Source organism: Shewanella sp. CAL98-MNA-CIBAN-0140 (genome assembly GCF_040309905.1).
In the GTDB taxonomy this organism is placed as follows: Bacteria; Pseudomonadota; Gammaproteobacteria; order Enterobacterales; family Shewanellaceae; genus Shewanella; species Shewanella psychromarinicola.
On sequence record NZ_JBEOPI010000024.1, the window covers coordinates 57638 to 79078 of the forward strand.

Consider the following 21441-nt stretch of genomic DNA (forward strand, 5'->3'; position numbering starts at 1 on the left):
TTATAATTATATGGATGTTTCGGCTTGTTGATTCTGTCGGTCCGAGTCATTTTGTGTATATCACGTCAATAACCGTTTTGTTTAACAAAAGAAACTCATATCTGAGATCTTGTGCAAAGTTTATTACTAAATTGCTGCTATATCGAGGAAAATTTTAGTGGTACATCCTCTATAAATTTAGTAGACAGCATAGATTAGTGTTTAAAATGACATTTAAGTCGTTTGCATAGCGTAACTATGCAAAATAAAAAAGGGAGCTAAGCTCCCTTTTTTATTTAATCATATGTTTTAGCTACTTTTTTCGCCAAAACATAGCTGAAAGTGCTGGTAGAATAATAATTGCTCCTAACATATTCACTAAAAACATAAATGTAAGCAAAATTCCCATATCCATTTGGAACTTAAGGTCTGAGAAGAACCAAGTACTCACTCCAATGGCTAACGTCAAGCCGGTAAAGATAACCGCACTGCCGCGCTCAACTAATGCTTCAAAATACGCTTGTTGCACCGGCATGCCATTACTGAGTTTATTGGACATCGTCGACAAGATATAAATACCGTAATCGACACCAATACCTACACCCAGTGCAATAACGGGTAAGGTACTGACCGCTAGACCAATATCAAGCATTGTCATTAACGCTTGCGCTAATGTCGATACCACATAAAGCGGGATAATCACCGCAATAGTCGCTTTGAGTGATTTAAAGCTAATTAAGCACAATACAAACACGGCACCGTAAACATATAACATCATGGGTAGCTGAGCTTCGCTCACGGCTTCATTTGTGGCCGCCATGACACCTACTGGACCTGATGCCAGCTTAAATTGTAGTGTGTCAGAGTTAAGCTGTGCGGCAACGGCCTTGACTTTATTAACCACAACCTCAATGGTTTCAGCTTTGTGATCGGTTAAGAACAAGTACACTGGCATCACTGAACAATTACCATTGAGCAAACCTGACGTTGTTGGCACTTGGCCAACAGCCTGCACTAAACTCGCGGTGGTACGAGGTAAAATTTCCCAACGCGGATTACCTTCGTTAAACCCAGCATTCACTTTTTTCGCAATCGACGCCAAACTCGCCGTTGACTCAACCCCAGGTGTATTAGCTACCATCCACTCAAATTGATCAATTTGACTTAACACGGAATGATACGTACAAGCCTCAGGTTTGGCTTCTACAATCACTGACATTACATCGGTTGTAATCGAAAAGTGTTTGGTAATAAAGAAGGTATCTTGGTTATAACGTGAATCTTGATGCAGTGCAGGTGCCCCACCCTGTAAATCACCAATTTTCATTTTTGAAGCTTGCTGAAAACCAACCACATAGAGTATGGCTGTCAAAATCAATACCACTACAGCATATTTAGGGGTAGCAAACTTAGACAGTCCACGCCACATTTTTTCGATTTTTTGACGTTTCTGTGGCTTATCTTGTTTAACCGGTAATTCAAAATATGAAATCACCAAAGGTAACAAAATAAGGTTGGTTAAAATAATGACTGCTACGCCTAATGATGCAGAAATTGCCAACTCTCGAATAATACCGATATCAATGGCTAGTAAGGTTAAAAAGCCGACCGTATCTGATAATAGCGCAACCCCACCGGGCACTAATAAACTGCGAAAAGCCGATGCAGACGCCGCTTTCGTTGTTTGGCCATCAAGCACACGACGACGTACAGCATTGATCATCTGCACCCCATGGCTGACACCAATGGCAAACACTAAAAATGGCACTAAAATCGACATGGGGTCTAAGCCAAATCCGACCACAGTTAAGAGTCCTAATTGCCAAAATACCGCAACCAAACTACACATTAATGGCAATATGGTTAGCATTATCGATTTTGAGAATAAGTACACCATCACAGCGGTAATGGCAATGGCTATCAAAAAGAACAGCAGAACGCCTTTGGCGCCTTCTGCAACATCCCCTGCCATTTTTGCAAAACCGATGATATGAATCTTAATTTTATCGTTTTCAAACTTGCCACGAAGCTCTTGTTCTAACTGATTAGCAAACGCAATAGTATCAATGGCTTTACCTGTTTGCGGGTCAAACTCCATTAACTGTGCAGATACCATGGCAGAGGTATAATCATTGCCAATGAGTCGGCCAACAATACCGGCTTTTTCGATATTATTACGCACAACGTTAAGACTGTACTCGTCATTACGAAAGTCCGCCGGGATAACCGGACCGCCAGCAAAGCCATCTTCAACGACTTCGGTAAACCGAGTTGAAGGTGAAAAGAGAGACTTAACCTGAGAACGTTCTACGCCCGGAATAAAAAATAATTGATCGTGTACATTTTTCAGTGCATCAAAAAATTCCGGATTGAATATATTGCCACTAGTGTCTTCAACCGCAACCATAATGCTGTTGGCACCACCAAAATCTTTCTGGTGTTTAGTATACGTTTTCATGTAAGTGTGATTGAGAGGGATATTTTTACTAAAAGCCGCATCCATTTTTAATTGGCTGGCTTGATACCCTAAAAAAATAGTAATAAAAATAAACGAAATTATGACCCATTTCCGATTACGGAATAAATGAGATTCAAATCCATTGACCAGTTTTTCTAACATCTTTTCGGCCCTATTATTGTTGTTTTAATTGTCCAATCTAACCCAAGAGTTAGTCAAGCTGGAACAGTCCCTTAGAACCGGCAAACCATAACTGGCCTTTACTGTCTTTGGCAATTGCGACAATATTTTCACCTTGACGTCTGGTAACAATGGTTGCTTTACCATCATCGACAGACAACACAATCCCAGCATTTCCGACTAGGTAAAGGTCATTACTAGGTGTAATAAGTGCGCTATTGATTGATGATTGGACAGGTAAATCCACTTGTTGCCATTCTGATAGACTTAAATCCGACCTAAATACATGACCACGAAGCCCCATTACATAGACATCTTCCCCAACCGAAATGGCATTAAACATTGAGCCATCATAGTCAAAATTGGTTTTTGAGAATGTGTGACCATTATCATCCGATACCGCTACCATGCCCTGCTCACCGACAAGCAACAAGCGATTATCTTGCAAACGAATTAAACGGTTAAAATGAGGTAATAAAAACGATCGCTGAGATAAGTAATAGGCTTCATTTTCGGCTTTAAGGTCATTTAAATAGGATACGTCTTCTTCAAAGAGCAATTCTTGGTGATACTCTTCCAGCCATGTTTTACCGCCATCTGAGGTGCGATAAAATAATCCATACGCACCAACTGCAATACCATCAACAGGGCTGTAGAAACGCACATCCATAAAGGGTTTTTCAATGTCAGCAGATTGCATCTGCACAGACCACGTTAATCCACCGTCTTGGGTGTGAATGATGGTTGCATCATGTCCGACGGCCCAACCTTGTTTCTCATCGAAGAAAAAAACTTTGGTTAACTGAGATAATACTGGAGTTGCAACTTGATGCCATTGATTATTCTCTAAGCGCAATACATTACCGCGTTGGCCTACCGCAACAAGTGTGTCGCCCGCATTGGCAATATCAAGTAATAAAGAGGATTGAGCTAAGGGTTGAATTTGAACAGAAAGAGGATCGAGTTGAGCATCTACTGAAGTAGTAAATAAACATGCACTAATCCCAATCGCCACTACACTGCGAAGCATGTTAAACGTCATACAAACTTCCTTTACAATTTATTATAGGGGCGTAAAACGCCCCTTTTTTTATTTATGGCTAATTAACGAATACCAGCACGTCTTAATGCGTCCGGGGTAAAGTTAGCTTCAGAAAGTGATGCATCAAAATTGTACATACGACCTTCATTGTCTAAACCCATCGCTAAATAACGACGTGATTGAAGATCATGGAAGACTTCTAATGTACTCCACAGAGTAGGCACTTCATAATAATTGATACTATGAGCGACACCGACACGATAAAGTTCATCGCGGTTATCGTATATATCCGTTACAGATATTTGCCAAGAATCTTCGTCAATATAAAACACTCGGGTCTTATAGGTATGGCGCATTCCTTCTTTTAATGTTGCTTTCACTTCCCATACGCGATGCTTTTCATAACGTGCATATTCAGGATTAATATGACCAGGTTTTAAAATTTGGTCGTATTTCAATGCATCTGAATGTAAACGATAATCATTATATGGAATGTAAAGTTCTTTTTTGCCGACTAACTCCCAGTTATATCGCATTGGAGAACCGTTAAACATATCGAAATCATCGGTTGTTCTCAATCCATCGGACACAGTACCTGGCGTATCAAAAGCGACGTTAGGCGCTTTACGAACGCGACGCTGTCCAGTGTTATAGGTCCAAGCTTGGCGTGGTAACGCTTCTTGATCCATGGTTTCTTTTACCAACAACGCAGTACCGGCTAAACGCGCTGGCTGAGTGACCACCTGCTTAAAGTAGAACAAAGTATTCGTTTCTTTAAGTTTGTCTAGGGTCACTTCAGGGCGAGAATATTCAAAGCGAATTGCCTCAGCAGTTTCTACCAATGTATAAGAACCATTAGACATTGGCGCTGCTTGGCTTCGATACGTTTCTACATCAACACCGCGAAAACGTAGAATATGATTCCAAATGACTTCTAGACCGTTAGCAGGGATAGGAAAAGGAACACCGATAGTCGCGCCAGTAATACCGTTGCCTTGAGACACTAACTCAGCTCTGGCAGCGTTGACTTTGGTCGCATCTGAGACATATTGAGGTACTGCAGCAGTACGACGGCTCTCATACACATTCATTTTGTAAGTATCTGGATATACTTCAAATAATTCTTTCTGCCCAGGAGATAAAAACTCAGCATATTGCGCTTTATTTGCATTAGTAATTGTAAATAACGCTTTGTCACTCGGGAAAGGATCTGGATGATGCATGCCCTTAGTGTACCCAGCAATAGGCTTACTAATACCACCACTCCAAGCAGGAATTGAACCATCAGCATTAGCCGCTTTTTCAGCACCCAAGGGCGTTAATGATGTACCCAATTTGTCTGCATCAGCTTGTGATACTTTCGCCAGCGCAGCAGGTGCACTCAGTGCTATCATCACTGCTGCCGATAATATCGTCAGTTTCTTCATTATAATTATCCTTTTAAATCGAATACTTGACGTTGAAAGAGATGTAATCTCGATCTGTCATGGCATTTGTTGTTCCTACCCCACCAAAGAAGCTGTTGTAAGAAATATCCGCACCCCAACGACTTTGATAATCAAAGTTCACTCCCAGAGCAACAGATTTTCTGCCTTCGGTGAATAAGAACATCGGATCCGGTGTAATACCATCAACATCATGAGAGAAGATAATTCTTGGGTACATGTTCACACCCGCAAAAAAATTGTTAAAGTCAGCTTTAGCCACTAAACGATAACCCCAAGCAAAATCAGTTGGGAATGGGTTGGTCTCTGGGCCATTATGCACAGCCGCAATAATGCCGGTCATTTCTGGATTACCACCAGAACGAGCCGTTCCTGGACCATTTAAACGTAATTCATCAAAATCAGGCATATCATGGACCCATACGCCGCCCACTTCCGCCAACATGGTCAAATTGTCTAAACCGAGTGTAGGACCAAACAAGTGAGTAAAGGTCATTTGCGCTTGAGTGGTATCAGTGAGAATGAAACCATCAACCGTTTCACCAGGATCAGGAACATCCAGTTGCGAAATACCATCAAGATCAGGGCGGAGTCCTGCGTTAGCTAATTGCTGAGGCATAGCAGCAAACAATAACTCTACGTCATCTATTTGCAATGGCTCATCAACACGATGGGAAATTTCACCGGCAACGGAAGTGTCACCCACTAAGGTGTTAAAGCTAAAACCATACAATTGGATATCTTCAGGATAGACAATTTGTGACTTAGTAAAGGTTTCCATGCTTAACAACAGCTCGCGGTCAATAACCCCACCACTTTGTGCTAAACGACCATAATCACGACCAATAGCTCCGGCAGTAAAATTAGAAGCTGTACCGCTAATAAGTGGACGACGGCTATGGTAGTTCATGTAATACAAACCAAATTCAGTTTCACCTAGTTCTGGCGAATAATAACCTAACTTAACCCCAAATTGGCCATCATCACTTGGATCTGCAGCATCTTTAACTAAAGCTGCTTTGGTTGAATACGACAACATATAAGCTGCATAAGCCGAATTAAATCCGCTCGCTGCCGCCGCGTCATATAGACGTGTGTATTCAGAAATCAGGAAATCTTGGTTGATGTCTGGGTTAGAGTTGAAACCCAATTGCGCATTTTGGTTATAGCCGCCAAAACCAGCGAAATCATTGGTTGCAAAGTTTGAACCAGGTGTAGGGACCCAAATTGGTTGCCAGTCATATTGATAAAATGCTTCAAGGTTTAAGTTCTCACTTAGCCCTAACGATGCCCAAACCATACCTTGCGGACGGAAAGCTTCTTTAAGCTCTGCACCAGGTGCATTGAGGATGTTTAAATCTACAGCATTAATTTCAGCGATACCGTGAGAAATAAGGGTACTTTCACCCCAAGAAACCACTTGGTTACCCACGCGAACACTTAATGGATTTGCGCCGTCGTTTAAATTCCAGTTACCGTAAACAAATGCATCTAATAAGCGAATGTCTTTACATTGCACTTCTGATGCTTTGTTGTCTTCACAAGGATCAAATTCTTTGCCCGTTAATGGATCATTAAAATCATAATCACCGTCATTTAGCTTACGGTCATAAAAATACATACCGCGTAAAAAGACGCCGTAGTTTTCATATTTTAAAGACAGCTCATGAAGACCTTTGACGATCTCAGAAGTGGTATCACCTTGTGCATACAGTAAATTACTTAAATCATTGTTGCTTGAATAAGAACCTGGCTGCTCCCAAATCTCCGCTGAGGTATATTTGGTTGAACCAAATGCACCACCAAATGCAGAGTAACCTGACCAATCAAATTGTGGTTGATTCACCTTACCGATTTGGTCATTCCAATCACGGTCTGATACACGCCAGCTGGCGCCGACAGTCCAAGTTGAATCAAAAGTGCCCCGAACATCACCCCAATCAAATGAAACCGCTGAAGCAGAAGTACTCATCCCCAAACATAATGCCGACACCACCCCCAAAGCGAGAGTCGACCTGTTAAATCTTTTTTTAACAATATTCATTTTAGTTCATCTCCGTAACCTGTTGGATTAGTTGTTATAGGAATTTAACCAACATCTTGTTAGCCCACAGGCAACACTATTGTTACAGCATTTAACTATATTGAGCAAGGTCAAAAAAAAGAAAATGTTTAAGAAAATTAACGCTGTGTGACCAAATATGATCAAATAAAACAGGCCTATATTTGAATTATCAACGACGATAAAATTACAATCATTCCACAATTAATGAAAAAAGTTTATTTTCATAGACTTATAAGTATTCAAGGACGGCTACTTAACACATAACTAATGAATCAAACGTTTGAAGTAAATACTCTATAATTTAGTAATTGATTTAAAATTCCCTTCAGGACTCAGGACTAATTTAAACTGTCCGTGGATGCCTTGAAGGGTTAAATAAGGTCTAAAATACTTACCATTTATGTGCAAAACACGACCTTGGTGGTCCCTTACCTGCACTTTTTCTGCAAGTCCTTGGTAATAAGGTAGAAATGCTTCATAACTCACGTTGAGAGAAAACAAAAAATCCATAATTTACTCCATAAAAAAGGAGAGCAAGCTCTCCTTTTTTCGATTTCAGGCCACGCGATTATTCACCCTAAATAAGCGTGAATGTCGACCATTATTCTACTAGCGATTTAGTCACTTTTTCATACAAATCTGTCGATAAATCTGGCAGTGATTTTAATTCGACTAAACACTGTTTCATTAATTGTTGGCGCTGTTGATCAAACTTTGCAAACTGAATTAATGGCGTGATCATTCGTGATGCGACTTGTGGGTTTGTTTTATTCAATTTCACTAAAATTTTGGTTAAATAGCGATACCCTTCACCATCGGCACGATGGAATTGATAGGTATTGGCAGCCACAAAAGCGCCAATTAATGAACGAATACGGTTTGGATTTGAAAAACTAAAACTCGGATGTTTGGTCAGCGTTTTAATTTGTTCTATCACCTCATCACTATTGACTAAAGCTTGCAGAGTAAGCCATTTATCCATTACTAATGGGGTTGATTGCCACGTAGACTCAAAGTCGCTGAGTAACATAGGTAAACAGGTTAATTTTGCCGTAGCTGCCGCTTTCAAAGCACCTAAGCTGTCAGTCATGTTACTAGCGGAATAGTATTGTTTTTCAACTAATGATTCATGAGTATCTGTCACTTGGCATAGTAATGATAAGGCAATATTTTTAAATGCCCGCGCACCGGCATTATCAACAAGCAATAGCTCTCGATAACGAACCAATAACTCATCTTCACAAGCTGATGCGAGCTCTTCAATAACAAACTCTCTGGCTTTAGCCAATGCATCTAAATCAACATTATCCACCTGCTCTATTAATGCTGAGGCCGAAGGAATAGAGAGAATTTCAGCCACTAAGGCTTGATCTATATTGGCGTCTAAAATGACACCTCTGAATGCTTCAATAACACGATTATCAACCATCATGACTTGCTGCTTTTGCAACTGAGCAACGTTGTTCCATATGGTTTGACTGATTAATTGTACTGATGCTTCCCAGCGAGCCACTTCGCTAGAGGCATAACGCATAAGGTGAACAAGATGGTCAATGCTAAAGTCGTAAACCAGCTTAACGGGTGCCGAAAAGTCTTGTAGTAAAGAGGCTACAGGCGCATTGTCCAGTCCATCAAACACAAATGTTTGGCTGGCTTTAGTCACATCAAGCACTTTATTGACAATTGATTGCCCTGCACTGTCCAATAATTCAACACTGAACGGTATATGAAGTGTTTGCCCCTTAACGCCTTGTGACATTACTTGCTGAGAAACGGTTAAGTGATACTCACCCTTGTCTGCATTAAAACTGTCTTTAACTGTCACCACAGGCGTGCCGGCTTGGCTATACCAACGACGGAATAAGGTTAAATCTTTACCGCTGGCGTCTTGCATAGCATTAACAAAGTCATCACAGGTTACCGCTTGGCCATCATGACGTTCAAAATAGCATTTCATCCCTGCTTGGAAACCTTGCTCACCTAAAATGGTGTGCATCATACGGATCACTTCAGCCCCTTTGTCGTAAACCGTCACAGTATAGAAATTATTCATTTCAATCACGCTTTCAGGACGAATAGGATGAGACATAGGACCGGCATCTTCGGCAAACTGTTGGTTTTTCATCACTCGGATAGCATGAATTCGATTTACGGCGCGAGAACCCACATCGGAACTAAATTCTTGATCGCGAAAAACCGTTAAGCCTTCTTTTAAACTTAACTGAAACCAATCACGACACGTCACTCGGTTACCGGTCCAGTTATGAAAATACTCATGGGCAACAACAGACTCAATACCATGATAATCGTCATCTGTAGCACTGGCTTTATCCGCCAGAACGAACTTGGTATTAAAGACATTCAAACCTTTATTTTCCATGGCGCCCATATTGAAAAAATCAACGGCAACAATCATATAAATATCAAGGTCGTACTCAAGACCAAAACGGGTTTCATCCCATTTCATCGCTTTTTTCAATGACGCCATTGCGTGGTTAGCTTTATGTAGATTACCTTTATCTACAAATACTTGCAGTTTAACCTCACGTCCAGACAGCGTGATAAAGGTATCATTGAGTAAATCAAAATCTCCTGCCACGAGGGCAAATAAGTAACTTGGTTTTGGAAATGGATCATGCCATTGTACAAAATGACGACCCGAACGTGGCATCTCGCCTTTATCAATTAAATTACCGTTACTTAACAAAAAAGGACATGCTTGTTTATCGGCTTCAATGCGCACGGTATAAATAGCCAGAACATCGGGTCTGTCTAAGAAATAGGTGATCCGGCGAAATCCTTCAGCTTCACATTGGGTGCAATAAGCACCATCTGACATGTAAAGACCTTCAAGACTAGAGTTAGTCTCAGGATCGAGTAAAGTGATGACCTCTAATTCAAATTCTGTCTGTTCTGTGGTGATCGTCAACTGGCTATCATGTTGACGATAATTTGCCGCCACACCGTTAATCTTCACCGAACTAAGTGAAAGTTGTTCACCATCAAGCACTAAATCATGTTGATGATCGCCATTACGGATCACTTTGCTGACAGCAGTGGCTTTAGTGTTTTTACCATCGAGAATAACGTTCAAATCAATATGGGAAATGGTAAAGGCAGGCTTTGCATAATCTTTTAGGTGTTTTTCTTGAGCTTGATTCATACAGGATCCTTGTCGAACAGTACTGAAGCCAGTTTGATGATATTGGGGTGTAAACTTAAAAAATTGGCATCATTATTAATTATTGTGATTAATAAAAAACGCGCCTTAAGCGCGTTTTTTAACAGTTATCATAAATTACTTTAGGCTTGTTTTAGCCATTTTTTCAGCATCGGCCATATCGAGTGTAATATAAGCAGTTTCATCTAAAAAGGCATCAGGTAACTTACTGTCATCGCTCTTTTCTATGTCATCTAAAGACTTTACCGCAGCCAAACCATCATGGACTCTACGAGCATTTGCCCGGTCTAGAGCGCGCTTATCATCGTCTTCACGAGAGGCCATACGTTCGCTTTCAACAAGCGATATCGTTTTGTCTTTATGATGTTTTTTAAACTCATTAATATCTTGATAAATATAACTGAACTCAACATCTTTACTGATCCGTTCTTTATGCTTCGCATCAAGATTTTGGATCAACATCGGGGTAATATTTCCTAGCGTGCTGTACTGAGCTACTGGAACTTTATCCCATGGTAAGGCATTTTTCTCTTCTGACTCGCCGTATTCACCAGGCGCTAATGCAGTCGGAAAACTCACATCAGGAGTGACGCCTTTTAACTGAGTACTGCCCCCATTAATACGGTAAAATTTAGCTATGGTATATTGCACGTGACCAATCGGTTTTTCATACATGTCATAAATTCGACCTAAACTCTTATGTTGCTGAACGGTTCCTTTACCAAAGGTCGATTCACCCACAATAAGTGCACGGTCATAATCTTGTAAAGCCGCTGCAAAAATCTCTGATGCTGATGCACTATAACGATCAACCATCACAGTTAATGGGCCATTGTATGCACTGACACCATCGTTATCACTATTTTGATTAATACCACCATTGGCATCCCGGATTTGAACCACTGGACCCTTATCAATAAACAAGCCTGTCAGTAATGTTGCTTCCGTTAACGCGCCGCCGCCATTACCACGAAGGTCAATAATAATGCCTTCAACATTGTCTTTTTCAAGTTGAGTAATTTCTTTGGCTACATCTTGAGATAAATTCATATAAAAACCAGGGATCTGGATCACCCCAATTTTACGATCCGCATATTGACCTTCTTTAGGCTCAACCACTTTTGAGGTCGCAGCGCGATCTTCTAAGCGAATTTTATCTCGGGTAATGACCAGTTCAAAAGGCTTAGCATTCGCACCACCTTTTTTCGGTAAAATTTGTAAAACAACTTCACTGCCCTTTGGCCCTTTAATCAGGTCAACAACATCATCTAAACGCCAACCGATAACGTCAACTACATCGCCATCTTTTTGGCCAACACCGACAATTCGATCTTCAGGTGATAACTTTTCACTGTTTGCGGCCGGGCCTCCGGCTACTAAACTTTTGATAACGGTATAGTCATCATCCATTTGTAACACAGCACCAATGCCTTCGAGGCTTAAGTTCATTTCCATTTGGAAACGTTCTGCATTGCGGGGAGATAAATAACTTGTATGAGGTTCAACGCTGCGAGCAAACGCGTTCATCACGGTTTGAAATACGTCTTCACTTTGGGTTTGGCTTAAACGCTTAATGGCATTGTTATAACGCTTCTCGAGCACTTCAACAATGTCAGGCCATTTTTTTCCGGTTAACTTTAGGTTTAACGCATCGTATTTAACCCGCTGACGCCAAAGGTCATTAACTTCGGCTTCATCTTTTGGCCAAGCAGCATCTTTGCGATCAAATTCATACGAATCGCCTGCTTTGGTAAAATCAAATTCTTTATCAAGCAAAGACAAGGCGTAAGAAAAACGTTCATAACGACGCTTTTGCACCACATCGTACATCTTAAATGCTGCGCTAATATTGCCTGACTCGAGCATATTATCAAACAGATTTTGATATTGACTAAAGCTAGCAATGTCTGCCGCAGTCAGCACATTACGGCGATAATCAAGCTGCTCAAGAAAGCGAGAATAGATTTGTTCAGAAAATGCATTATCGAGATTAAAACGGTGATAATGCGAGCGAGTAAACAAAGTTGTTACTCGCTTGCTAGCCACTTTATGCTGTGGCTCTTGTGCTAGTTTAGGTAACTCGCTGATTTGAATCGTTGGTGAAATTGCCCATGCCGAAAAGCCGACAAATAAACAGGCAATTGACGCGGCCAAGGTAAGTTTTCGCATCAACAAGTACTCCTTAAATTTTCTATAATAGTATGTGTTCGGCACGTACTTTGATGGATAAGCCAGTATCTAACTGAACAAGCACATCTTCTTTATTAATATCAGTCACAACACCGGGTACTGGTGTGGCTCCTAATTTAACATTCACACGTTGCTTTTGTTTCAAATCTTCAAGCTTTGCAGGCACAAGTTTAATGACTGGCGCAACTACTGCAGCTGGACGTTCTTTCTTAACCACTGGAGCACGTTTAGGCGCAACTTTCTTAGCAGGCTTTTTAGGCGCTAACGCTTGACGCTTGGCTTTGGCTTTCTCTTGGCTTTCTTTCAGTGTAAGAATAGCATGGTCGATGTGTTCTTGTTCTAACTCAGCACATTCATTACCTTCAAGATCGATACGTTTGGCACCCGCTTTAACGCCTTTCAAGTAGCGCCAGCTGCTTGTGTAACGACGAAGCGCTACACGTAATTGTGTTTTACTGACTTTAGAATCATCAGCTAACCGTTCAGCCAAGTCTTGAAACAAACCAATTTTTAATGGTTTAGTTTCGCCTTCAGCAATAAAGCATAAAGGAAAGGTTTCATATAAATACGCTAAAATTGCGTTGGTGTCGGTCAACTTGTCTGTTGATTCCATTTTTACTTCCACGTTAATAAAGGGACTGATTATGCGGCATTAGATTTGCCATGCAGTCGTTCATCTTTCGTTAAACCTTACTGTTAAGGCTCAACGTACAAAATATCACTATCCGCTCGTTTGCTAAAGTCATAGAAACAAACCTTAACAATTTAACCAAACTTACTGTCAGCTTAATCATCGATCATCAGTAAATCCAGCACAAATGCGTACAGCGGCATATTATAAAGCCCGCGACAGCGAATGCGACCATGATTTAATCAAAATTGTTCGCTATTTAACCAAATAGGCAAGTTTCGAAGCTTTTTACCATATATTCTAAACCAATTTGATCATCTTGATCGAATCGATTCAATAATGGGCTGTCGATATCTAACACTGCCACAACCTCATGGCCGTGTCTAACAGGGATCACTATTTCTGAGTTACTGGCAGAATCACATGCTATATGGCCGTCAAATTGATGCACGTCTGCCACTCGTTGGGTTTTATTTTCCGCTGCAGCAGTGCCACATACACCTTTACCCATAATGATACGGGTACAAGCCACTTTACCTTGAAAAGGCCCTAGTACTAATTGCTCACCACGCTTGATATAAAAACCAGCCCAGTTGAGGTCTGCTAAGTTGTCGTTTAGCAACGCTGAAAAATTTGCCATTGCCGCAATTAAATCATCTTCGCCTTCAAGTAAAGCTTGTGCTTGACGATTTAATGTTTGGTAAAATTCGGTTTTCATTTCCATTCCTTAAGCTGACATTCACTCGAAAACAGAGTGATTAACGCCGCTATTCTAGTGGTGTATTTTTAGCCGCAGTCTTTTTGGTTTTGGCTGTAGGAGCGTTTTTAACCTGTACGATGCCTTTTAGCAAGTTAGAAAGCTCATCTTTATTGTTTGCTAGATAAAATGCCAGTTGTTCGCATTTATTTTCATCAAGTCCGAGGTCCGCCTTAATAAGAAACGGCACCAGGTTATCGGAAATATCAAGCATCTTATCGTAGGCATCAGCCTCTTTCTTCGATATAAATGTCATCTTCTCCACCCCTTCTCTGACCACGACAAATTGGGTTATCACTGCCATGATGTAATCCTCACTGTTTTTATATACAGTGCATAGAATCTCACATAGTTAACTTATGATGCAAGTGTTCTGATTATTCTGATATTATCAAACACAGAAAATTGAGATTGTTGAACAACAGACTCATTTATCTGCCAATATAAGGCAAAGCAGAGAGGCTTAACTCTTCGCTACCCAATAATGTGTTTCACAATGGATTAGACTAATTCTTCATGCATGAATTTGATGATCATGATTCTATAACGTTATGCCAATCATGTGATTTGGCGGTGAGAAAACGAGCCTTGCCCTCTAGTGCTAGAGCGCTTTGTCCTCGTTGTCATACTGCTCTTTATGATTCTCCTTATTGTTCTATTAATGGCATGCTGGCGTTATGCATTGCAGCATTAGTTATCTTTATTCCGGCCAATTTATTACCTGTATTAGAAATTCACTTTCTTGGCAGTGTCCGCACGACAACAGTCATGCATGCCGCGGTGACAGTTTGGTCTGAAGGTTATTGGGTTGTCGGCTTAGCCGTCATGGTTGCGGCTGTTATCGCCCCTGGATTATTAATATTGTCGATTCTGACTCAGGTTGTCGTTGTAAAGCTAAAATTACACAGTTCATTTTGGCAAAGAGCGTACACCACATTGTTAAAAAACCATGGCTTAATATCGCAAATGACCATGTTAGAAATTTATGTGATTAGCTTTTTAGTGTCGGCATTCCAATTATCTGATTTTTCAGATGTGTATTTCGGTATGGGTACCTTCTGTTTTACGATGTTGTTTATCATCATTTTATTTTTACAACGTGAATATAACCTAGAACATATGTGGGGTTATGTTGATGACTAATCTTCCTATTGCACCCCCAGATAAACCGACCTTGCTCCCTACCGAATCGGTTGATGAGTTTAAAGACGCGCCGACCGCGAATACTCCCACGCATTTGCAGGGGAAAAAAATGGGCTTATGTTTATGTCCCGTTTGTCGCAAGGTTAATCTGACGACGAGTAGTCATTGTCGACGCTGTTTTAGCCAGTTAAGTAGTCGAAATTATGCCAGCATTCAGCAAAGTTGGGCTTTACTGGTTACCGCAACAATTTTACTTGTTGTCGCCAATATCTACCCAATAACCCTCCTGACAAATCGGGGAGAGGTTACCCATGACACTATTTTTAGTGGTATTAGCCATCTGGTCAAAACGGGCATGTTCCCGATTGCTATTATTGTGTTTACTGCCAGTATATTAGTGCCTTGGCTAAAAATTATTGGTTTGGCCACCTATTTAACGGCTATCAGCTTTAACCTTCCAGTATCAAAAAGAAAATTGATGGTGGGTTTTCATATCATTGAATGGATTGGCCGTTGGTCAATGCTTGATTTATTCGTGATTTCATTAACAGTTGCCCTAGTCAATATGGGGCAACTATTAGACGCAAAACCTGCACCTGCCGCTACCGCGTTTGCGTTAGTAATCTTACTGACTCAACTCGCGGCAAGAGTGTTAGATACTCGTTTACTCTGGGACCGCTTGGAACACACTAATGACACAAATTGAATCGCCTAAAGTTGTGAAGAAAAAATTATTCTCGCCAATATGGTTATTGCCTGTTGTCGCCTTAATATTAGGTGCTTGGTTAGGAGTAAAAAGCATTAATGAGTCCGGCATTGACGTTTTGATCCACTTCCCCAGTGCCGCCGGGATCGATATTGGTAAAACCTTGGTAAAATACCAAGGTTTGTCGGTAGGTAAAGTCACCGACATTGGTATTGATGATGATCTCAGAGGGGTTAACGTCAAAGTGGTAATGGATTATCGCGCCGATCCATTTTTAAACAAAAATACTCTTTTTTGGTTAGTCAAACCCAAAGCGAGTATTACTGGAGTCGAAGGATTAGACACCTTATTTTCAGGCAATTATATTGCCATTCAGCCAGGAGATGGGCGCTCTGCAACCGAATTCGAAGCTGAGCGAGAAGCGCCAGCAATCCTCCCCGGCATTGAAGGGCTCATGATCGAGCTAAAATCACCTCGACTGGGATCTATTGATGTTGGCTCGCCAGTATTTTTCCGTCAAGCGCCTGTCGGCAGTGTGGTCAGCTACCGTCTACACGGCAACAAGCAAATTATTATCAGCGCATTTGTTCAAGAGCAATATGCTCATTTAGTCAATAAAGATTCCCACTTTTGGAATGTCTCGGGGTTAAAGATTGATGCCTCATTAGCTGGCATCAAAGTCAGTACCGAAAGTATTGCGTCAATTTTAGCAGGCGGAATTAGTTTTGATAGTGGCACTGATACCGAAAAAGCGGTAAATGGCGATGAATATACCCTGTATGAAGATCAACAAACGGCTCTCGGTGGAATTGATTTTAGCCTAACTGCGGCAAATGGTGAGGATGTCAGCGAAGGGACAGCTATCATCTACCGTGGTATTGCTATTGGTCAAATTGAGAAAAAATCCTTAACGCCAACCGGGGTTCAATTCATTGCTCGAGTTAACTACCAGTACAAAGCGTTAATTGCCAAAGATAGTCAGTTTTGGTTAAGTGGTCCCGAAATATCATTAAAAGGTGTCAAACACGTCAGTCGACTCGTTACAGGAAGTGTGATTAATGTTTTGCCTGGTAGCCAGGCATCAACTGAGGCGATGCAATTTGAACTGGCTTCAGGTGCACCAGACTTACTCAGTGAAGACAAAATTGAGCTAACTGTCGTTGCCAATACCCATACTGGTGTCAGTAATGGTGCACAAGTGCGTTATAAACAATTACCTATTGGCCAAATTCTCAGTACTAACATAAGCCAAGATTTTTCAACTGTTGAGTATCATATTGAAATTCTACCTGAATTTAAAAATTTACTCACGAAGGGAAGTTTCTTTGTGCCTGAAAGTGCATTATCCATAAATGCTTCATTAGAAGGCATAAGTGTTAAGACTCGAGATGTAACCACTATGCTTGAAGGGGCTATTAGCTTAATTCCAGGTAATAACAGCGCCCTACTTGCGGTCAATAGTAAATTGAAACTGCATGAATCAATTGAGTCAGCCAAGGCATTATATGCTCAGCAGCAAATGACCCATTTAACCTTGACCAGTATTGATGGGGCAGATTTAGCTGAAGGATCACCTATTTATTATAAAAAAATGCAAATCGGCTCGGTAAGTAAAATTAACTGGTTAGCAAACACAGATAAATTTAACATCGATATTAATATCGACAATAAATTTGCTCCACTAATAAAACCCAATACAGTGTTTTGGCGCAACGATGCTGTCGCCATCAATGCCAGTCTCGCGGGCGTTGATATTAATGTCGCCCCACTTAAAGGCGCTATTAACGGCAGTATTACTCTTGGCCACATAGATGACATAGCTGATATTCAACACAGTGAGCCGAATCTGCGCTTGTATGACAAAAAATCATATGCGCTTATGCAGGCTAAGGTCATTAATCTCACCTTACCCGTCAGTGCAAACATCACTGCCAATGCCGCCATTCGTTTCCAAGGTCATCAAATTGGTGAGGTGACACACGTTAAGCTAAACCAAGATTTAAACACGCTTAGTGCAACAGCGTATTTGTTTGGCCAATATGCACATCACTTCAGCACCAATGACAGTGAATACTTCATTATTGATGCACAGATTTCTTTAGCTGGGATTAATGCACTAGATGCATTATTAACGGGGCCGTATATTGGGGTTATCCCTGGCAAGAGTCTGGAATTAGTTGATACGTTTGTCGCCTTAGCGCACGCTAGTTTTGCAGCCAATGTGCCCAAAGATGCTGTAGTATTCCAATTAGTTGATGATCAACTGGGTTCCATTAAAGTGGGGACGCCATTATTTTTTCGCGGCATTAACGTCGGCCAAATTGATGGTTATCAGCTAGATGATTCAGGTATTGAAATAACGCTGTTTGCCCATGTCAATGCTGAATATGCTCATTTAATTAACCAAAGCAGCCAGTTTTGGGATGCTTCAGGGATTAAGTTAGATGTCGGATTATTTTCAGGCGCGAAGTTAGAAACGGGATCATTAGAGACCATACTTGCCGGCGGAATAGCATTTGCTACACGTGATGCAACCTCAGACAGTAATAGTATCGATGCCACAAGCCGTTTCCCATTACATGCAAATTCGCAAGATGAATGGACACAATGGCGACCTACACAAGCTAAATAAATTCACTCGGGATAATAAACGCTTATCAAACAGCCTTTTCTCCGTTGAGGTTAAATAACGATTCAAACACAAAAAGGCCGATAAATTTATCGGCCTTTTTTATCACTGTCCCGTACTAAAATACATTTACACTTTTTATTATTAACCATAAAACCAATAACACACGCCTATGGCTGCAGTAATACCGGCAATATCAGCAGTTAAACCACATGCCAACGCATGACGGCCATTACGGATCCCGACAGAACCAAAGTAAACGGCCAACACATAAAAAGTCGTTTCGGTACTGCCTTGCAAGATTGCGGCTAATCGGCCAGCAAATGAGTCAACACCATGGTGACTCATGGTTTCTAGCATCATAGCCCGCGCGCCTGAACCACTAAAGGGTTTCATCAATGCCGTTGGCATCGCATCAATAAAGCGCGTATCGGCTCCCAATGCGCTAACGACGCTAGCTAAGAGCTGCAAAGCATAATCTAATGCGCCAGAAGCCCTCAGAAAACCAATCGCTAATAACATCGCCAACAAATAAGGAATAAGCTGGATTGCTTGACTGAACCCCTGCTTTGCACCGTCGACAAACTCTTCATACACAGCAATTTTGCGATAACCGGCGACTAAAATAAAACTTAGAATGAGCAATAGCAATATGCCGTTGCCCAAAATCATAGACACTTGGCCTATTGCATCGGCCGATAATGTCACTAAATAAGCCATACCTGCCATGAACACACTCATAATGATGGCAGCATAAGCCAAAATAACACTATTGAATAACGAGATACGTTGCACCAAAGCCACAACCAGCAGCCCCACAACGGTCGAGACACTTGTGGCCAACAAGATAGGCAAAAAGATATCAGCAGGATTAGCAGCACCTTGTTGCGCGCGATAGAGAAACACTGTCACTGGGACTAACGTTACCGAGGAGGTATTTAACACTAAAAATAAAATTTGGGCATTGGTTGCAACCGCTTTGACCGGGTTAAGCGTTTGCAGATCATGCATTGCTTTTAAGCCTAAGGGGGTTGCGGCATTATCTAACCCCAGCATATTCGCAGTCAGATTCATGCTAATACTCCCATACGCCACATGGCCACGAGGAACCTCAGGCATCAACTTGGAGAGTAAAGGCTCGAATATACGGGCAAACAAACCCACTACACCGGCCTTTTCACCCACCTGCATAAGGCCCATCCATAACGCTAGCACACCAATCAAGCCAATTGAGATGTCTGCCGCTAATTTGGCACTGGCAAACAAAGCAGTAACCGACTCGCTTAATACATTGACGTTGCCATTTACCAATTGGATCACGATAGACAACGCGGCAATGATAAAAAATACTAACCACACTCTATTTAACACATATATCTCCATAACCCAGTCGGTTTTAATAACCTCAATATACAGTAATCATTGCCGATCAGGGCGTACAATTCCGTGATATGATCGACCCAATCACTGCAAAAATAATTTATCGTTTATTATTATGGCCCAATTAAATACAAACTTTATCAAGCACATTGAGAAAGAGTTACCCGCCCACTTATCTTTAGAAGAGTTTATCGCTTATTGTGATAAACCGCTTCGTCAATCCATTCGGGTTAATACACTAAAAATAAGTACCGTCGCGTTTATCAACATCATGACGCAAGCAGGCTGGCAACTCTCACCGATACCTTGGTGTGAGGACGGATTTTGGATTGAAGGCAAAGATGACATTCAGCTAGGCAATGCCATCGAACATATTCAAGGGCTGTTTTACATCCAGGAAGCCAGCTCTATGCTGCCGCCAACTGCACTCTTTTCAAATGATACCGCACCTGAAATTGTCTTAGACCTTGCTTCAGCTCCTGGCTCTAAAACCACTCAAATAGCAGCCTTAATGAATAACCGTGGCTTATTAGTTGCTAATGAATACTCCGCCAGTCGAGTGAAAGTATTGCATGCCAACGTGCTACGAATGGGCGCAAGCCATACTGCCCTGACCCATTTTGATGGCAGAGTATTTGGTGAGTATTTATTTGAATCGTTTGATACTATTTTATTGGATGCTCCTTGCGGCGGCGAAGGAACGGTTCGTAAAGATCCATTGGCATTAAAACATTGGGATATTGATGATGTTACTGCGATTGGCGAAACCCAAAAAGATCTTATCGAATCTGCATTTTTGGCATTAAAACCTGGTGGGACCTTAGTCTATTCTACTTGCACCCTAAGCCAGTTAGAAAACCAACATATCTGTCTACACTTAAAACAAATATATCCTGATGCGGTTGAATTTATCTCATTGACAGATTTATTTGATGGCGCAGACCAAGCGTGCACTAAAGAAGGTTTTCTACATGTTTGGCCACAAATTTACGACAGTGAAGGTTTTTTTGTCGCCAAAATCCGCAAAATAGCCTCAGTCGAGCGAGTAGAAAAACAGCCAAAATTACAAAAAAACTTTCCATTTACTCCCGTAAACGAAAAGCAAAAAACGGAGTTAATACAATATTTTCAAAACAACTTCTGTCTCGAGTTACCTAGTGATGACGTGATCATGGTACGTGATGATGAATATTGGTTATTTCCAGCCCAATTTATACCGTTTATTGGCAAAATGCGCTTTCAACGTATTGGCATTAAGCTCGCTGATGCAATGAAAAAAGGCTACAAAGCAAAACATGAAGCCGTTATTGCTTTATCAGCAGCAGCACATAACCCAACAAAAACTATGGAATTGAGTGCCGCGCAAGCACAAGATTATTTAATGGGTCGTGATATTGCCATAACTACTTTTGATGAATCGGTACAGCAACATTTAGCCATAATGCCACGAGGTGAAATGTTAGTGAGTTATCACAAGGTCGTACTTGGGGTCGTAAAACACTTAGGCCATAGGCTGAAAAACAATTTACCGCGTGAATTAGTCCGCGACAAGGTTAACGTAAGTCTATGACACACTAATTAACCTCATATATGGTCTCCTCCCGTATTGCAAGGTATAACTCATCGATAACAGGGACAGGATTGCTGTCATATAT

15 protein-coding genes are annotated in these 21441 nt (G+C 41.2%); 4 read left to right on the plus strand and 11 right to left on the minus strand.

Annotated features, from left to right (window positions below):
* Positions 1 to 292 precede the first annotated feature (292 nt).
* From AAEY93_RS13425 to AAEY93_RS13470, 10 genes are all read right to left on the minus strand, one after another.
* A complete protein-coding gene (locus AAEY93_RS13425; RefSeq protein WP_124013026.1) occupies positions 293 to 2599 on the minus strand; it encodes an efflux RND transporter permease subunit in 2307 nt (768 codons plus the stop codon).
* A 49-nt stretch (positions 2600 to 2648) separates the two neighbouring features.
* A complete protein-coding gene (locus AAEY93_RS13430; RefSeq protein WP_124013025.1) occupies positions 2649 to 3659 on the minus strand; it encodes a WD40/YVTN/BNR-like repeat-containing protein in 1011 nt (336 codons plus the stop codon).
* A gap of 62 nt (positions 3660 to 3721) precedes the next feature.
* Positions 3722 to 5086 (minus strand): DUF1329 domain-containing protein, encoded by a 1365-nt coding sequence (locus tag AAEY93_RS13435; protein ID WP_124013024.1) that lies wholly within the window; start codon positions 5084 to 5086, stop codon positions 3722 to 3724.
* A gap of 13 nt (positions 5087 to 5099) precedes the next feature.
* The gene (locus tag AAEY93_RS13440) at positions 5100 to 7148 is read right to left on the minus strand and encodes a DUF1302 domain-containing protein (RefSeq protein WP_124013023.1); all 2049 of its coding nucleotides are present in this window, start codon (positions 7146 to 7148) and stop codon (positions 5100 to 5102) included.
* 315 nt (positions 7149 to 7463) lie between these two features.
* Positions 7464 to 7679, minus strand: a complete 216-nt coding sequence (locus tag AAEY93_RS13445; RefSeq protein ID WP_164839474.1) for a DUF2835 domain-containing protein — start codon at positions 7677 to 7679, stop codon at positions 7464 to 7466.
* A 91-nt stretch (positions 7680 to 7770) separates the two neighbouring features.
* Entirely contained in the window at positions 7771 to 10332 is a 2562-nt protein-coding gene (gene pepN, locus AAEY93_RS13450) for an aminopeptidase N (RefSeq protein ID WP_351077550.1), read from the minus strand.
* 135 nt (positions 10333 to 10467) lie between these two features.
* Positions 10468 to 12519 (minus strand): carboxy terminal-processing peptidase, encoded by a 2052-nt coding sequence (gene prc / locus AAEY93_RS13455; protein ID WP_101031025.1) that lies wholly within the window; start codon positions 12517 to 12519, stop codon positions 10468 to 10470.
* A 22-nt stretch (positions 12520 to 12541) separates the two neighbouring features.
* Positions 12542 to 13153 (minus strand): RNA chaperone ProQ, encoded by a 612-nt coding sequence (proQ, locus tag AAEY93_RS13460; RefSeq protein WP_101031021.1) that lies wholly within the window; start codon positions 13151 to 13153, stop codon positions 12542 to 12544.
* 277 nt (positions 13154 to 13430) lie between these two features.
* Complete coding sequence (gene msrC / locus AAEY93_RS13465; RefSeq protein ID WP_101031020.1) at positions 13431 to 13889, minus strand: free L-methionine (R)-S-oxide reductase MsrC; 459 nt, start codon at positions 13887 to 13889, stop codon at positions 13431 to 13433.
* A gap of 49 nt (positions 13890 to 13938) precedes the next feature.
* Positions 13939 to 14232, minus strand: a complete 294-nt coding sequence (locus AAEY93_RS13470; protein WP_101031017.1) for a YebG family protein — start codon at positions 14230 to 14232, stop codon at positions 13939 to 13941.
* Positions 14233 to 14444: 212 nt separating this feature from the next.
* Here AAEY93_RS13470 and AAEY93_RS13475 point away from each other — a divergent pair, with 212 nt between their 5' ends.
* The 3 genes from AAEY93_RS13475 to AAEY93_RS13485 all read left to right on the plus strand — a co-directional run bounded on the left by AAEY93_RS13475 (position 14445) and on the right by AAEY93_RS13485 (position 18409).
* A complete protein-coding gene (locus AAEY93_RS13475) occupies positions 14445 to 15071 on the plus strand; it encodes a paraquat-inducible protein A (RefSeq protein WP_101031014.1) in 627 nt (208 codons plus the stop codon).
* A 109-nt stretch (positions 15072 to 15180) separates the two neighbouring features.
* Positions 15181 to 15777 carry a paraquat-inducible protein A gene (locus AAEY93_RS13480; RefSeq protein WP_101034658.1) on the plus strand — a complete coding sequence of 199 codons (597 nt, stop codon included), beginning with the start codon at positions 15181 to 15183 and terminating at the stop codon, positions 15775 to 15777.
* The gene (locus AAEY93_RS13485; RefSeq protein WP_124013020.1) at positions 15764 to 18409 is read left to right on the plus strand and encodes an MlaD family protein; all 2646 of its coding nucleotides are present in this window, start codon (positions 15764 to 15766) and stop codon (positions 18407 to 18409) included. Before AAEY93_RS13480 ends, AAEY93_RS13485 begins: the two co-directional genes overlap by 14 nt.
* A gap of 141 nt (positions 18410 to 18550) precedes the next feature.
* Here AAEY93_RS13485 and AAEY93_RS13490 read toward each other — a convergent pair whose 3' ends face one another.
* Positions 18551 to 19777, minus strand: a complete 1227-nt coding sequence (locus AAEY93_RS13490) for a spore maturation protein (protein ID WP_101031009.1) — start codon at positions 19775 to 19777, stop codon at positions 18551 to 18553.
* A gap of 124 nt (positions 19778 to 19901) precedes the next feature.
* Here AAEY93_RS13490 and rsmF point away from each other — a divergent pair, with 124 nt between their 5' ends.
* Positions 19902 to 21356 carry a 16S rRNA (cytosine(1407)-C(5))-methyltransferase RsmF gene (gene rsmF / locus AAEY93_RS13495; RefSeq protein WP_124013019.1) on the plus strand — a complete coding sequence of 485 codons (1455 nt, stop codon included), beginning with the start codon at positions 19902 to 19904 and terminating at the stop codon, positions 21354 to 21356.
* Positions 21357 to 21441: the final 85 nt, after the last annotated feature.